This window comes from Variovorax sp. dw_308 (assembly GCF_019207085.1).
GTDB lineage: Bacteria > Pseudomonadota > Gammaproteobacteria > Burkholderiales > Burkholderiaceae_C > Variovorax.
The window spans coordinates 619803-633217 of the sequence record NZ_JAATOM010000002.1 but is presented as its reverse complement, the minus strand read 5'-3'; the positions used below and the strand labels follow the sequence as shown (position 1 = coordinate 633217).

General features: G+C 65.1%; 12 protein-coding genes. 10 read left to right on the top strand and 2 right to left on the bottom strand.

Going from position 1 to position 13415, the window contains the following annotated elements; translation table 11 throughout:
• Window positions 1-9: 9 nt before the first annotated feature.
• A complete protein-coding gene (locus HCU76_RS06110) occupies window positions 10-1041 on the bottom strand; it encodes a hypothetical protein (protein WP_213959323.1) in 1032 nt (343 codons plus the stop codon).
• Window positions 1042-1416: 375 nt separating this feature from the next.
• On the opposite strand from HCU76_RS06110, the gene HCU76_RS06105 reads away from it, so the two are divergent.
• The 9 genes from HCU76_RS06105 (at window position 1417) to HCU76_RS06065 (ending at window position 9504) form a co-directional block, all read left to right on the top strand.
• The gene (locus HCU76_RS06105; protein ID WP_218508757.1) at window positions 1417-2142 is read left to right on the top strand and encodes a YebC/PmpR family DNA-binding transcriptional regulator; all 726 of its coding nucleotides are present in this window, start codon (window positions 1417-1419) and stop codon (window positions 2140-2142) included.
• Window positions 2139-3422: a phosphoribosylamine--glycine ligase gene (gene purD, locus HCU76_RS06100; RefSeq protein ID WP_218508756.1), complete on the top strand. Its 1284-nt coding sequence runs from the start codon at window positions 2139-2141 to the stop codon at window positions 3420-3422. The genes HCU76_RS06105 and purD overlap by 4 nt, the downstream gene beginning before the upstream one ends.
• Window positions 3422-4342: an oxygen-dependent coproporphyrinogen oxidase gene (gene hemF / locus HCU76_RS06095; RefSeq protein WP_213959320.1), complete on the top strand. Its 921-nt coding sequence runs from the start codon at window positions 3422-3424 to the stop codon at window positions 4340-4342. The genes purD and hemF overlap by 1 nt, the downstream gene beginning before the upstream one ends.
• Before the next feature lie 8 nt (window positions 4343-4350).
• A complete protein-coding gene (gene nadD, locus HCU76_RS06090) occupies window positions 4351-4959 on the top strand; it encodes a nicotinate (nicotinamide) nucleotide adenylyltransferase (protein ID WP_213959361.1) in 609 nt (202 codons plus the stop codon).
• Window positions 4959-5654, top strand: a complete 696-nt coding sequence (rsfS, locus tag HCU76_RS06085; protein ID WP_218508755.1) for a ribosome silencing factor — start codon at window positions 4959-4961, stop codon at window positions 5652-5654. Before nadD ends, rsfS begins: the two co-directional genes overlap by 1 nt.
• The gene (gene rlmH, locus HCU76_RS06080; RefSeq protein ID WP_213959318.1) at window positions 5651-6118 is read left to right on the top strand and encodes a 23S rRNA (pseudouridine(1915)-N(3))-methyltransferase RlmH; all 468 of its coding nucleotides are present in this window, start codon (window positions 5651-5653) and stop codon (window positions 6116-6118) included. Before rsfS ends, rlmH begins: the two co-directional genes overlap by 4 nt.
• Entirely contained in the window at window positions 6115-6720 is a 606-nt protein-coding gene (locus tag HCU76_RS06075) for a nucleoside triphosphate pyrophosphatase (RefSeq protein ID WP_213959317.1), read from the top strand. The genes rlmH and HCU76_RS06075 overlap by 4 nt, the downstream gene beginning before the upstream one ends.
• 10 nt (window positions 6721-6730) lie before the next feature.
• Window positions 6731-8260 (top strand): ribonuclease G, encoded by a 1530-nt coding sequence (gene rng, locus HCU76_RS06070; protein WP_213959316.1) that lies wholly within the window; start codon window positions 6731-6733, stop codon window positions 8258-8260.
• 86 nt (window positions 8261-8346) lie between these two features.
• Window positions 8347-9504, top strand: a complete 1158-nt coding sequence (locus tag HCU76_RS06065) for an AAA family ATPase (RefSeq protein WP_218508754.1) — start codon at window positions 8347-8349, stop codon at window positions 9502-9504.
• A gap of 638 nt (window positions 9505-10142) precedes the next feature.
• Here the strand turns inward: HCU76_RS06065 and msbA are convergent.
• The gene (gene msbA / locus HCU76_RS06060) at window positions 10143-11924 is read right to left on the bottom strand and encodes a lipid A export permease/ATP-binding protein MsbA (RefSeq protein ID WP_218508753.1); all 1782 of its coding nucleotides are present in this window, start codon (window positions 11922-11924) and stop codon (window positions 10143-10145) included.
• A 162-nt stretch (window positions 11925-12086) separates the two neighbouring features.
• Between msbA and tolB the strand changes: the two genes are divergently transcribed.
• Window positions 12087-13400 carry a Tol-Pal system beta propeller repeat protein TolB gene (gene tolB, locus HCU76_RS06055; RefSeq protein WP_213959315.1) on the top strand — a complete coding sequence of 438 codons (1314 nt, stop codon included), beginning with the start codon at window positions 12087-12089 and terminating at the stop codon, window positions 13398-13400.
• The last annotated feature ends 15 nt before the right edge of the window (window positions 13401-13415 follow it).

The following is a 13415-nucleotide window of genomic DNA, read 5'->3' as shown; positions in this document are numbered from 1 at the left end:
TCCGGACCTTCAGTCGCCGAGTTCGCCGGCTTCGGTGGCGTGGGCTTCGATCTCGACCAGCAGGTCGCTGCGGCAGATGTCGGCCTCGAGGAACACCGCGTGCCGCATGAAGCGCGAGCGCGCACCGAGCGCCTGCACCAGTTGCGCACGGATGCCCGGCGCGTCGGCCGGGTGGCGTACGTACACCACCGCGTCGCTGCGATCCAGCGAGAACTGCGCGCTGGTGCGCTGGTTGGCCGCCTGGATCACGGCGCGCAGGTTGACCAGCGTCTCCGCCAGTTGCGCGCGCACGTCGCCGGCATGCACGGTTCGATGGCCGACGATGCTGGCCGTGCCGGAGATGAACAACGCCACCTGGCCCCCGCCCAGCGCAGCCAGCGCGGCGCGCGAGAAGGTCGGCGAGCGCGGGCCGTAGTCGCTGGGGTAGTGGTAGGCCGACACCTGGCGCGGGTTTTCCACGGGCACCGGCGGGATGCGGCCGGCCAGGAAGCGCACGCACAGCGCGCCTTCGTGCACGCCCAGTGCGCAGGCGGCGGGCGCACCTTCGAACGCGGCCTGGCCGGCTTCCAGGAAGGCCTGCTGGCGCCCGGCATTGAATTGGCGGTAGCGCTCCATGCCGCCGCCGTCGGCATTGATGCGCGGCAGGTAGTTCCAGATGCGCAAGAGATGCGGGCAGCCCGCGTGCTTCATGGCCTCGAACACATTGCGGTAGGCACGACAGGAGAGCGCAGCGAGGTCCTCGCCAAACGCGTCTTCGTCCAGGTCCACCACGCCGAGCAGCCAGTGGCCGTCGGTACGCCAGCGCACCACGCCGGTGGTGCCGGACTGCACCGGCGTGCCCGCGTGCCACAGGTCGACGACTGGCTCATTGTCGAGCAGCACGCGCGCCGCCACGCCGCTGACCCAGGAACTGTCGCCGCCTGCGCCATAGCTCAGTGCGGCGAAGGGCCGCGCGCCATCGGCCGCGCGGGCCAGGCCCTGGGCCAGGGTGAGCCGTTCGACACGAAGGGGTGGGGCTTCCGCCGCAACGGAGGTTGTCATGCAGCCCCTGCGAGCTTCACGGACGCGGACACGCGTGGCGTGGTCCAGGTCGATGCCTTGTGGTGAATGGCGCCAGCCATCGATGCCTCCTTTGCGCATGGCCGGATCGCGGGAGAGGCGGCCGTCGTCGTGTTGTTCGGGTGTTTCATGCCGCTCGGGGGCTCGGATGCTGAAGGTTGGACCGGTCCCTGCACGAAAGGGCGGCGGGTGCAGGTGGGTGTGCCAGGGACGGCAGCCGGGCGAAGCGCTTCGGCGTCATCGGCGGATTATCCCAAAAAGCTTGGACGCACCATTCGCCGGAAAGGCGGCGTTGCGTTCGCCGGACAGTAAACTCGCGGACTGCTTTGCAAACAAGAGAACGCGAGATATAGAGCTATGGCCGGACACAGCAAATGGGCGAACATCCAGCACAGGAAAGGCCGGCAAGATGAAAAGCGCGGCAAGGCCTGGACCCGGGTGATTCGCGAAATCATGGTCGCCGCGCGGCTCGGCGGCGGCGACCTGTCCATCAATCCGCGGCTGCGGCTGGCGGTGGAAAAGGCCAAGGCGGTCAACCTGCCGATCGACACGGTCAAGCGCAACATCGACAAGGCCACGGGCAACCTGGAAGGCGTCAACTACGAGGAAATCCGCTATGAAGGCTACGGCATCGGCGGCGCGGCCATCATCGTCGACACCATGACCGACAACCGCGTGCGCACCGTCGCCGAAGTGCGGCATGCCTTCAGCAAGCACGGCGGCAACATGGGTACCGAAGGCTCGGTGGCCTTCCAGTTCAAGCATTGCGGCCAGTTCATCTTCGCGCCCGGCGCGAGTGAGGACAAGATCATGGAAGTGGCCCTGGAAGCCGGCGCGGAAGACGTCATCACCGACGACGACGGCGCCATCGAAGTGCTGACGGCCGTCGGCGACTTCGAGGCGGTGAAGAACGCGCTCGAAGCCGCGGGCCTCAAGCCCGAGGTGGCCGAAGTCACGATGCGGGCGGAGAACCCCATCGAAGTCACCGGCGAGGACGCTGCGAAGATGCAGAGGCTGCTCGACGTGCTCGAAGACCTGGACGACGTGCAAGAGGTCTATCACAACGCCGAGCTCTCCGAATGAAAGTCCTCGTCATCGGCAACGGCGGACGCGAGCATGCGCTGGCCTGGCGCCTCGGCCAGTCGGAGCGCGTGTCCAAGCTTTACGTGGCGCCGGGCAACGGCGGCACCGCGCTCGACCATCGCTTCGAATGCGTGCCCATTACCGACCCGGTCGCGCTGCGCGAGTGGGCCGCCAAGGAAAAGATCGTGCTGACCGTGGTCGGCCCCGAGACGCCGCTGGCAGCGGGCGTGGTCGACGAATTCCGCGCGCACGGGCTGCGCATCTTCGGCCCGACCAAGGCCGCGGCGCAGCTCGAGAGCTCAAAGGCCTTTTCCAAGGCCTTCATGAAGCGGCACAAGATCCCGACGGCGGAATTCGAGACCTTCACCGACCCGGCGCAGGCGCATGCCTATATCGACGCCAAGGGCGCACCGATCGTGGTCAAGGCCGATGGCCTCGCGGCAGGCAAGGGCGTGGTGGTCGCGATGACGCTGGCCGAGGCGCACGAGGCGGTCGACTTCATGCTCGAAGGCAACAAGTTCGGCGTGACCCACAACGAAGGTGGCGCGCGCGTCGTCATCGAGGAATTCCTGCAAGGCGAGGAAGCCAGCTTCATCGTGATGTCCGATGGCCGCAACGTGACCGCGCTGGCCACCAGCCAGGATCACAAGCGCCTGCTCGACAACGACGAAGGCCCGAACACCGGCGGCATGGGCGCCTATTCGCCCGCGCCCGTGGTCACGGCCACCGTGCATGCGCGCGCGATGCGCGAGGTCATCCTGCCGACCATCCGTGGCATGGAGCGCGACGGCATCCTCTTCACCGGCTTCCTGTACGCAGGCCTGATGATCGACGCGCAAGGGCACGTCAAGACGCTCGAATTCAACTGCCGCATGGGCGACCCGGAAACGCAGCCGATCATGATGCGGTTCAAGTCCGACCTGTTCGAGGTGCTGTGGCATGCCACCGATGGCACGCTCGACCAGGTCGACCTGCAATGGGACCGCCGCACCGCGCTCGGCGTGGTGATGGCCGCGCATGGCTATCCGTTGGACCCGCGCAAGGGTGATCTGATCACCGGCCTGCCGCCCGAGGCGCCGGACGCGATGGTGTTCCATGCCGGCACCGCGCTGTCGAATGGCGAAGTCCGCACCAGCGGCGGCCGCGTGCTTTGCGTGACTGTGCTGGCCGACAGCGTCAAGCAGGCGCAGCACCGCGCGTATGAAGTCGCGGCGCGCATTCATTTCGACGGCGTGCAATACCGCCACGACATCGGCTTCCGGGCCTTGCCGCACCGTTGATGGACAAGGCAGCTTCGCCCGAAGCGGTCGGTGAGTGGCTGCGGGGATTGCAGCAGCGCATCGTTGCAGCGGTCGAGCAGGCGGATGGCGGCGTGGCCGTGCGCGATGCCTGGCAGAAGGCGCCCGATGAGCCCTTGCAAGGCAGCGGCCTGACCTGCATCCTCGAAGGCGGCACGCTGTTCGAACGTGCGGGCTGCGGCTTCTCTCAGGTACGCGGACTGAAGCTGCCACCCTCGGCCACGCAGCATCGGCCGGAACTCTCGGGTGCGCCCTTCGAGGCCATGGGCGTGTCGCTGGTGTTCCACCCGCGCAACCCTTATGTGCCGACGGTGCACATGAACGTCCGCATGCTGGCCGCGATGCCGGCCGACGGCGAGCCGGTCTGCTGGTTTGGCGGCGGCATGGACCTCACGCCGTACTACGCTTTCGAGGATGACGCACGGCACTTCCATCAGACTTGCCGCGATGCGCTGGCGCCGTTTGGCGACGACAAGTACCCGCGCTTCAAGGACTGGTGCGATGACTACTTCTTTCTAAAGCATCGCAACGAGGCGCGTGGCGTGGGCGGCATCTTCTTCGACGACTTCTCGGAGCTGGGCTTCGCACAGAGCTTTGCAATGCTGCAGGCGGTCGGCGATGGCTTGTTGCCCGCCTACATGCCCATCGTCGAGCGCCGCCGCAACACGCCGTATGGCGAGCGCGAGCGCGAGTTCCAGCTGTACCGGCGGGGGCGCTACGTCGAGTTCAACCTGGTGTGGGACCGGGGCACGCACTTCGGCCTGCAATCGGGCGGGCGCACCGAGTCGATCCTCTTGTCGATGCCGCCGCTGGCAAGCTGGGTCTACCGCCGCGAATCCGAGCCTGGGTCGCCCGAGGCCGCGTTGACCAGCGATTTTCTCGTTCGACGCGAGTGGGTGTGATACAGGCGATGCCGTGCCTGGGCGTCTTCGGCGGCGCCTTCGACCCGCCGCACAACGCGCACGTGGCCTTGGCGCAGGCGGCGCTGGCGCAACTCGATCTCAGGCAGTTGCGCATCTTCCCGACCGGCCAGGCATGGCACAAGGCACGCGGTCTGAGTAGTGCGCAACACCGTCTTGCCATGGCCGAACTCGCCTTCGAAGGCTTGCCAAATGTGGCCGTCGATGCGCGCGAAATCCGGCGTTCCGGGCCAACCTATACACTAGACACCCTGCTCGAACTCAAAAAGGAGTGTCCGGACATGCAACTCGTGTTGCTGATCGGCACCGACCAAGCGGCTGCCTTGCGCAGTTGGCATGGCTTTGAGGAGATCCTCTCCATCGCTATCGTTTCGATAGCGCACAGGGCAGACCCCACACGCGCTACAGCCCGGTTCGATCCGCAGAGTCTGGCGCCGCTTCCCCGCGGCGCAAGGTTCGAACCGATCGATCTGGCACCGATGGACATCAGCGCCACCGATATTCGCGCCCGCGTTGCCCGCGGCGCCGACATCTCTGGTCTGGTTCCACCTGCCGTTGCGCGCTATATTGACCGCCACCACCTCTACGCACCCGCCTGATGACCACTGAAGCCGCCGCCAAGAAAGACACCCAGAAACTCCAGAGAGCCATCGTCGATGGACTCGAAGACGTCAAGGCGCAGGACATTCAGGTTTTCGACACAGAGCATCTTTCACCGCTGTTCGAGCGCGTGATCGTGGCCTCGGGCACCTCCAACCGCCAGACCAAGGCGCTGGCCGCGAGCGTGCGCGATGCGGTGTGCGAGGCCGGCTTCGGCAAGCCGCGCATCGAAGGTGAAGACAACGGCGAGTGGATCATCGTGGACTGTGGTGCGGCGGTGGCGCACATCATGCAGCCGGCGATCCGCCAGTACTACCACCTGGAAGAGATCTGGGGCGAGAAGCCGGTGCGACTGAAGTTCGGTGCGGCCAAGCCTGCCACCGCGGCAAGCGCTGCACCCGCACCTGCCGCGAAGAAGGCGCCGACCACGCTGCGCCGCGCGAGCGCCGCCAAGACCGCGATTCGCGAAGCGGAACAAGCTGCCAAGGCCGCAAAGCCATCGACGCGCAAGCCCGCGGCCAAGAAGACCGCGGCAAAGCCCGCTGCAGGCAAGGCGCCCGCGAAGAAGTCGGCCGCCAGCAAGACCCCGATCAAGACGGTCGTCGCCGGCAAGCCAGCCGCCGGCAAGGCCGCCGCCAGGAAGCCCGCAGCCAAGAAGGCAGCACGCAAGACTCCTGCCTCGCGCAGCAAATGAAGCTGCTGGTGGTCGCGGTCGGGCAGCGCATGCCCGACTGGGCGCAGACCGCCTGGGACGACTATGCCAAGCGCTTCCCGCCCGAACTGAAGCTGGAGCTGCGCGCCGTCAAGACCGAGCCGCGCGGTTCCAAGACCCTCGAAACCCTCTACGCAGCCGAACGCGAGCGCATCGAAGGCGCAATAGCCCGCGGCATGCGCATCGTGGCGCTCGACGAGCGCGGTACCTCGCTCACCACAAAGGCCCTGGCTGCGCGCCTGCAAGCCTGGCAAGGCGAGGGCGACGACGTGGCGCTGGTCATCGGCGGGCCCGATGGCCTCGACCCGGCCTTCAAGGCCGCCGCGCACGAACGCATCCGCCTGTCGGACCTGACCTTGCCACATGCGATGGCGCGCGTGCTGTTGGTCGAGCAGTTGTATCGCGCGTGGTCGGTCAATGCAGGCCATCCCTATCACCGCGAATGAAATCGCTGTTCATCTACCTCGCTTCGCAAAGCCCGCGCCGCGCGCAGTTGCTGGGCCAGCTTGGCGTGCGGCATGAGTTGTTGCTGGCCGCGCCCGATGAAGACGCCGAGGCGCTGGAAGCGGTGCGTGGCGGCGAATCGCCGAGCGCCTATGTGCAGCGGGTGACCGGCCTCAAGCTGGACGCTGCCGTGGCACGCCATGCACGCCTCGGCTTGCCGCCTGCGCCGATCCTTTGCGCCGACACCACCGTCGCACTGGGGCGCGTCATCCTTGGCAAGCCCGAGGACGCCCGCGATGCGCATCGCATGCTCGCGATGCTGTCCGGGCAAACGCATCGCGTGTTGACCGCGGTGGCCGTGCAGAACGGCCGGCGCCGCGTGGCCGCATTGAGCGTGTCGCGCGTCACCTTCGGCGCCGTCAGCCGCAAGGACATCGCGGACTACGTGGCCAGCGGCGAGCCGCTCGGCAAGGCCGGCGCCTACGCGATACAGGGGCGCGCGGCGGCATTCATCGAGCACATGACGGGGTCGTATTCGGGCATCATGGGACTCCCCATGTACGAGACAAACGCATTGCTCCAACAGGCCGGATTCAAGGCCTGAATCACAACCCATGCAAGACATCCTGATCAATTGGTCTCCGCAGGAGACCCGCGTAGCGCTGGTCGAATATGGCTCGGTGCAGGAGCTTCACGTCGAACGAACGCTGGAGCGCGGACTGGTTGGCAACGTCTACCTCGGCAAGGTTTCGCGCGTGCTGCCCGGCATGCAATCGGCCTTCATCGACATCGGCCTGGAGCGCACTGCGTTCCTGCACGTGGCCGACATCGTCGCGCCCTTCACGCCGGGCTCGCGCCCGATGAGCGCAGCGCCCGAACGCGATCATCGCGGGAACGCCAGCGCGATGGTGCCGATCGAGAAGCAGGTGTTCGAGGGCCAGTCGCTGCTGGTGCAGGTCATCAAGGATCCGATCGGCAGCAAGGGTGCGCGGCTTTCGACCCAGATCAGCATCGCGGGCCGGCTGCTGGTGTTCCTGCCGCAGGACAACCACATCGGCGTGTCGCAGAAGATCCCGCCGGACTTGCGTGACGCGCTGCGCACGCGGATGCAGGCGCTGATCGAGGCCGCAGCCATCGCCGACGGCAACGGCACGGCGCCAGCCAACACCGGCGGCTTCATCCTGCGCACCAATGGCGAGGATGCCAGCGATGCCGAACTCGCCGACGACATCGCCTACCTGCGCAAGACCTGGTCGCGTGTGCGCGACCTGTCGACCCGCCTGCCGCCGATGTCGCTGCTGCACCAGGACCTGAGCCTGCTCCAGCGCGTGCTGCGCGACCTGACCAACGAGGAGACGCAGGCCATCCGCATCGACTCGCGCGAACAGTTCGAGGCGCTGCAGAAGTTCGGTCGCGAGTTCATGCCCAAGGCGGCCGAGAAACTGCAGCTCTACAAGGGCGAGCGGCCGATCTTCGACCTGTGCTCGGTGGACGAGGAGATTGGCCGCGCGCTGGGCCGGCGGGTGGACCTTAAATCGGGCGGCTACCTCGTGGTCGACCAGACCGAGGCGCTGACCACGATCGACGTGAACACCGGTGGCTTCGTCGGTGCGCGCAACTTCGACGACACGATCTTCAAGACCAACCTGGAAGCGGCGCAAGCGATCGCCCGCCAACTGCGCCTGCGCAACCTGGGCGGCATCATCATCGTGGACTTCATCGACATGGTGCGCGACGACCACCGCGAGCAGGTGCTGGCCGAGTTCCGCAAGCAACTGGCGCGGGACCGGGTCAAGACCACAGCCGGCGGCTTCTCGCAACTCGGGCTGGTGGAGATGACGCGCAAGCGCACGCGCGAGTCGCTGGCGCACATGCTGTGCGAGCCTTGCGCCGCCTGCAACGGCCAGGGCATCGTGAAGACCGCGCGCAGCGTGGCCTATGACGTGCTGCGCGAGATCCTGCGCGAGGCGAGGCAGTTCACGCCGCGCGAGTTCCGGATCGTGTCGTCGCCGCAGGTGATCGAACTGTTCCTCGACGAGGAGAGCCAGCACCTGGCGGGCTTGAGCGATTTCATCGGCAAGCCGATCTCGCTGCAATCCGAGCCCGCGATGGGGCAGGGGCAATACGACATCGTGCTGCTGTAGCTGACTTTCACTTGGCCGGCCGATTAAGCTCGGGCACGCAAGATACTCGGCTAGTACGCCGAATCGGAACCTTCGACCGAAACCTCATGATCGTCACACATCTAAGATTAAAAAATTGGCGCAACTTTCGCGAAGTTGATGTACCTCTTCGCGAGCGAACTTATCTTCTCGGTGCGAACGCCGCCGGGAAGTCAAACTTGCTAGACGTTTTTCGGTTTTTGAGAGATGTGAGCAAGCCACAGGGAGGCGGCTTGCAAAAGGCAATTCATGATCGGGGCGGCATCCAGAAGCTTCGCTGTCTGCACGCCCGCAAAGATCCGGAGGTGCGAATCGAGGTGTACTTGGCGGACAGCGCAGATGACAGTGTTCCGTTGTGGCGCTACGTCTTGGGATTCAAGCCGGAAGGGAAGGGCGCGCAGAGATCATTGATCTCGGTCGAACAGGTATGGCGCGAGGGAAAAATAGTGCTAAACCGACCCGACAAGGATGACAAGATCGATGTGATGCGGCTGACTCAAACGGCGCTGGAGCAGATTCAGGTCAATGCAAGATTTCGGGAGTTGCCTACGTTCTTTGGAGACACGACCTATTTGCATTTGGTACCTCAACTTCTCAAGTACTCGGACTTGATCGGAGGGCAAAGGCTAGACGATGACCCCTTCGGGCAAGGCTTCCTCGAACGCGTGGCGCAGACGGCGCCAAAGGCTCGAGAATCGAGACTGAAAAAGATTGAAAAGGCTCTGGCGCTGGCAGTACCTCAGTTCAAGGAATTGAGGTACGTGTCGGACCGCGTCAACGGACGGCCGCACCTCGAGGCGATGTACACGCACTACCGACCGAACGCGGGTTGGCAACGGGAAGAGCAGTTCTCCGATGGCACCCTGAGATTGTTGGGACTTCTCTGGGTCCTTCTTGAGGGCGATTCACTGCTGCTGCTCGAAGAGCCAGAATTATCACTGAACGACTCAATTGTTCGGGAGATACCAAGACTCCTTCAACGAATCCAGCGGGACAAGAAGCGTCGGCCGCGGCAGGTTCTGATAAGCACGCACAGTGAGGCGCTCTTGAGTAATCCGGGTATTGACGCCCGAGGGGTGCTGCTTTTGGAGCCAGCGCAAGAAGGTACGGAGGTTCGTCCCGTCAACTCGAAGGAAGCGCTCTCGCTTGAAAGTGGGTTTTCCGTCGCGGAGGTCGTATTGCCGAAGACGCACCCGACTGCCGTCTCTCAACTTGGGCTGTGGTGATGCCATGGGTAGTCCTCGCGACAGAGGATGAACTTAGTGAAGAGGTTGGACGGGCTCTGGCAGGGGAGGCGGGCATCGAGATTGGTCAGTGCCTTCGGAGGGGTGGATCAGGCTATCTTAGAAGTCGCATCCCAAACTTTTGCCAGATGGCCATGCAGCAACCAGTACTTGTGCTTGCTGATCTCGACCAGGTTGCCTGCGCATCGCGTCTCCTCGCAAGTTGGTTTGGAGCGAAGACGCGTCCACAGAACTTATTACTTCGCGTTGCGGTGCGAGAGGTTGAGGCCTGGTTACTTTCCGATCATGAAGCGATGCGCGCGCTCCTGGGTCGGGGTGCAACAAGGCTACCAAGTGACCCCGATACCTTGACCGATCCGAAGAGGTCACTGTTGACGCTGGCTCAAGGCGCTCCGCGAGACGTCCGTGACGATTTACTTGTCCAGCATGGTGCAATTGCTTCGCAAGGATTGGGCTACAACGCCCGACTTTGCCAAGTGGTACGAGACGCCTGGCGGCCAGAACGGGCGGCCACCCGCTCGCCAAGCTTGGCCAAGGCTAGACATCGGCTTAGAGAACTGGCCGAGAGAATGGGTCTTTCGAAGTAGGCCGACTTTCTTTGCGCATGCCAGAAAGCCCACCTATATCGCAGGCACTTGGTCCGCTGGCGCGGTGCGCATCGCATGCGTCTGCAGGCGCGCATACAGGCCGTCGAGCTGCATCAGTTGCGCATGGCTGCCGATCTCGGCGATGCGTCCGTGGTCCATCACGACGATGCGGTCGGCATGCTGGATGGTGCTGAGGCGGTGTGCCACGATCAGCGTGGTGCGGCCCTGCATCAGGCGGGCGAGGGCCTCCTGCACCAGGCGCTCGGATTCGGTGTCCAGTGCGGACGTCGCCTCGTCGAGCAACAGGATCGGCGCGTCCTTGTAGAGCGCACGTGCAATCGCCAGCCGCTGCCGTTGGCCACCGGAGAGTTGCGTGGCGTTGTGGCCGAGCACGGTGTCGATCCCGTCGGGCAGGCTGGCCACATGCTTCGTGAGGTTGGCAGCCTCCACGCATTCGACCACGCGCTCGCGGTCCACCGTGGCGCCGAGCGCGACGTTGGCGGCCAGCGTGTCGTTGAGCATGACGACGTCCTGGCTCACCATCGCGAACTGGGCGCGCAGGTTCTGCACCTTCCATTCGCCGATCTCGTGGCCGTCGAGCCGGGCGGTGCCGGCGCTCGGCAGCACGAAGCGCGGCAGCAGGTTCACCAGCGTGGTCTTGCCGGAGCCCGAGGGGCCGACCAGCGCGATGGTCTCGCCGGACTCGATCGTCAGGCTGACGCCGTCAAGCGCGCGCGCCTCGTCTTCGCCGCGGTAGTTGACCCGGACGTCACGCAACTCGATGTGACCGGTCGCGCGTTTGGTTTCATAGCTGCCTTGCTGTTCCGGCGCAACGTCGTCGATCAGCACCATGCCGCGTTCCAGGGCGGCCAGTCCACGCGTGATGGGGTTGGCCATGTCGGCCAGGCGCCGGATCGGTGCGATAAGCATCAGCATGGCCGTGATGTAGGCGACGAAGCCGCCGACGGTAAGGCCCTGTTCTCCGCTTTGCCACAACGCGATCACCACCACGATCGACATCGCCACCGCCGCGAGCAATTGCGTCAACGGCGTCATCGCGGCGGAAGCGATGGTCGACTTCACCGCCAGCCTGTTGAGGCTGGCGCTTAGCTTTTCGAAGCGGCCCAGCTGGCCCGCTTCGGCGCCATGGAGGCGCACCATGCGATGGGCCAGCACGTTTTCTTCCACGACATAGGCCAGTTCATCGGTTGCCTGCTGGCCAAGCCGGGTGAAGTGGTAGAGCCGCTTCGAAAAGAACTTCATGATCCAGGCCACGCCCGGCAGCAGCACGCCGATGATGAGCGTGAGCTTCCAGTTGAGATAGAGCAGGTAGAACAGCAGCGCCACGGCAGTGAAGCCGTCGCGCGACAGGCCCAGCAGCGCCTGCACCAGCAGCATGGCGCCGGTCTGCACTTCATAGACGACGGTGTTGGACAGCGCGCTGGCGGATTGCCGCGTGAACAGCGCGAGTTCCGCGCCGAGCAAGCTGTCGAACAGCACGCGCCGCAGTCGCTGCATGCCTTCGTTCGCGATCCGGGCGAGCGCGTACTGCGATACGAACTGGGCCAGCCCGCGCACCGCGAACAGGCCGATGACGAAGGCCGGCACCAGCCACATCTGCAGCTTGCCGGTGAATCCGCGGTCGAGCAGCGGCTTGAGCAGCGCCGGTATCAGCGGCTCGGTGAGCGCTGCGATCATCGCGGAGACGACGCCAAGCGCCCACCACTGGCGCGACTGGCCGAACCACGTCATGAGCCTTGCCAACCGGCGCGTCAGGGGAGGGCGCGCGATCGCGTCGTCAGTAGAAGGCTGCATGGCGGCGCATTCTACGGGCGGCCCCGAATACGCATTTCAACGACCCGCCGGCGATGGTCAGGCAGTACACAGTTTGTGACGTGGGTGTTGATGCAGTGTGTACCATGTCGTTTCGTTACGCCCGGCCCAGAAACTTTCTGACCGGAAACATCTCCGAACCGCATGATCAAGCCGTTGCACGACTCCTCCCCAACTCCTTCTTCATCGTTCCTCGCCCGCCGCAGCCTCATCGCGGCACTTGCTGCCTCCCCTGCGCTTCCTGCACTCGCCCAGTTCCGGGTCGAAGTGACGGGCGTGGGCTTGACGCAGTTGCCGATCGCGATCGTGCCGTTCAAGGGGCAGGACGCGTCGCCGCAGAAGATCTCCGCCATCGTGCAGGCCGACCTCGAGCGCAGCGGGCAGTTCCGCGGCGTCGATGCGTCGGGGCAGGTGATGGACGAAGCCTCGCGGCCGGACCTCAGCCTGTGGCGCCAGCGTACGGCGGACTCGGTGGTCGGCGGCAGCGTGACCCGCCTTGCCGATGGCCGCTACTCGGTGCTGTTCCGCTTGTGGGACGTGGTGCGCGGGCAGGACCTCGGCGGCCAGAGCTACACCGTTCCCCAGGGCGACCTGCGCCTCGCCGCGCACCGCATCGCCGACTTCGTCTATGAAAAGCTGACCGGCGAGAAGGGCATCTTCTCCACGCGCATCGCCTACGTCACCAAGGGCGGGCGCTACACGCTGTGGGTGGCGGACGCCGACGGCGAGAACGCGCAGGCGGCGCTGACCAGCCCCGAGCCGATCATTTCCCCGCGCTGGTCTTCCAACGGCGGACAGCTGGCCTACGTGTCCTTCGAGTCGCGCAAGCCCGTGGTCTACGTGCACAACGTGGCCAGCGGCCAGCGCCGCCTGGTCGCCAACTTCCGCGGCAACAACAGCGCGCCGGCCTGGTCGCCCGATGGTGGCACGCTGGCGGTGACGCTGAGCCGCGACGGCGGCTCGCAGCTCTACACCATCTCGTCCAACGGCGGCGAAGCCAAGCGCCTCACGCAGAGCAACAGCATCGATACCGAGCCGGTCTACTCGTCCGATGGCGGCACGATCTACTTCGTGAGCGACCGCGGCGGTGCCCCGCAGATCTACAAGATGGGCGCGGGCGGTGGCAACCCGACCCGCGTGACCTTCACCGGCACCTACAACATTTCTCCGTCCGTCAGCGCCGATGGACGGTGGTTGGCCTACATCTCCAGGGTGGGTGGTGCCTTCAAACTCCACGTGATGGAGTTGTCGTCCGGCAATGTGTCAGCCATCACCGACACCTCTGCCGACGAGAAGCCCAGCTTTGCACCCAACAGCAAGCTCATCGTCTATGCAACGCAACTCGGCGGCAAGGAAGCGCTGATGACCACAACACTCGACGGCAAGATCAAGGCTCGATTGGCAGGACAGGCAGGCGACATACGCGAACCGGACTGGGGTCCGTTTCAAAAGCAATGATTAACACTGAGGAGT

Excerpts from the sequence above, each read along its gene's own strand:
- HCU76_RS06110 (WP_213959323.1), bottom strand. The coding sequence starts at position 1,041 with ATGACAACCTCCGTTGCGGCGGAAGCCCCACCCCTTCGTGTCGAACGG.
- HCU76_RS06105 (WP_218508757.1), top strand. The coding sequence starts at position 1,417 with ATGGCCGGACACAGCAAATGGGCGAACATCCAGCACAGGAAAGGCCGG.
- purD (WP_218508756.1), top strand. The coding sequence starts at position 2,139 with ATGAAAGTCCTCGTCATCGGCAACGGCGGACGCGAGCATGCGCTGGCC.
- hemF (WP_213959320.1), top strand. The coding sequence starts at position 3,422 with ATGGACAAGGCAGCTTCGCCCGAAGCGGTCGGTGAGTGGCTGCGGGGA.
- nadD (WP_213959361.1), top strand. The coding sequence starts at position 4,351 with ATGCCGTGCCTGGGCGTCTTCGGCGGCGCCTTCGACCCGCCGCACAAC.
- rsfS (WP_218508755.1), top strand. The coding sequence starts at position 4,959 with ATGACCACTGAAGCCGCCGCCAAGAAAGACACCCAGAAACTCCAGAGA.
- rlmH (WP_213959318.1), top strand. The coding sequence starts at position 5,651 with ATGAAGCTGCTGGTGGTCGCGGTCGGGCAGCGCATGCCCGACTGGGCG.
- HCU76_RS06075 (WP_213959317.1), top strand. The coding sequence starts at position 6,115 with ATGAAATCGCTGTTCATCTACCTCGCTTCGCAAAGCCCGCGCCGCGCG.
- rng (WP_213959316.1), top strand. The coding sequence starts at position 6,731 with ATGCAAGACATCCTGATCAATTGGTCTCCGCAGGAGACCCGCGTAGCG.
- HCU76_RS06065 (WP_218508754.1), top strand. The coding sequence starts at position 8,347 with ATGATCGTCACACATCTAAGATTAAAAAATTGGCGCAACTTTCGCGAA.
- msbA (WP_218508753.1), bottom strand. The coding sequence starts at position 11,924 with ATGCAGCCTTCTACTGACGACGCGATCGCGCGCCCTCCCCTGACGCGC.
- tolB (WP_213959315.1), top strand. The coding sequence starts at position 12,087 with ATGATCAAGCCGTTGCACGACTCCTCCCCAACTCCTTCTTCATCGTTC.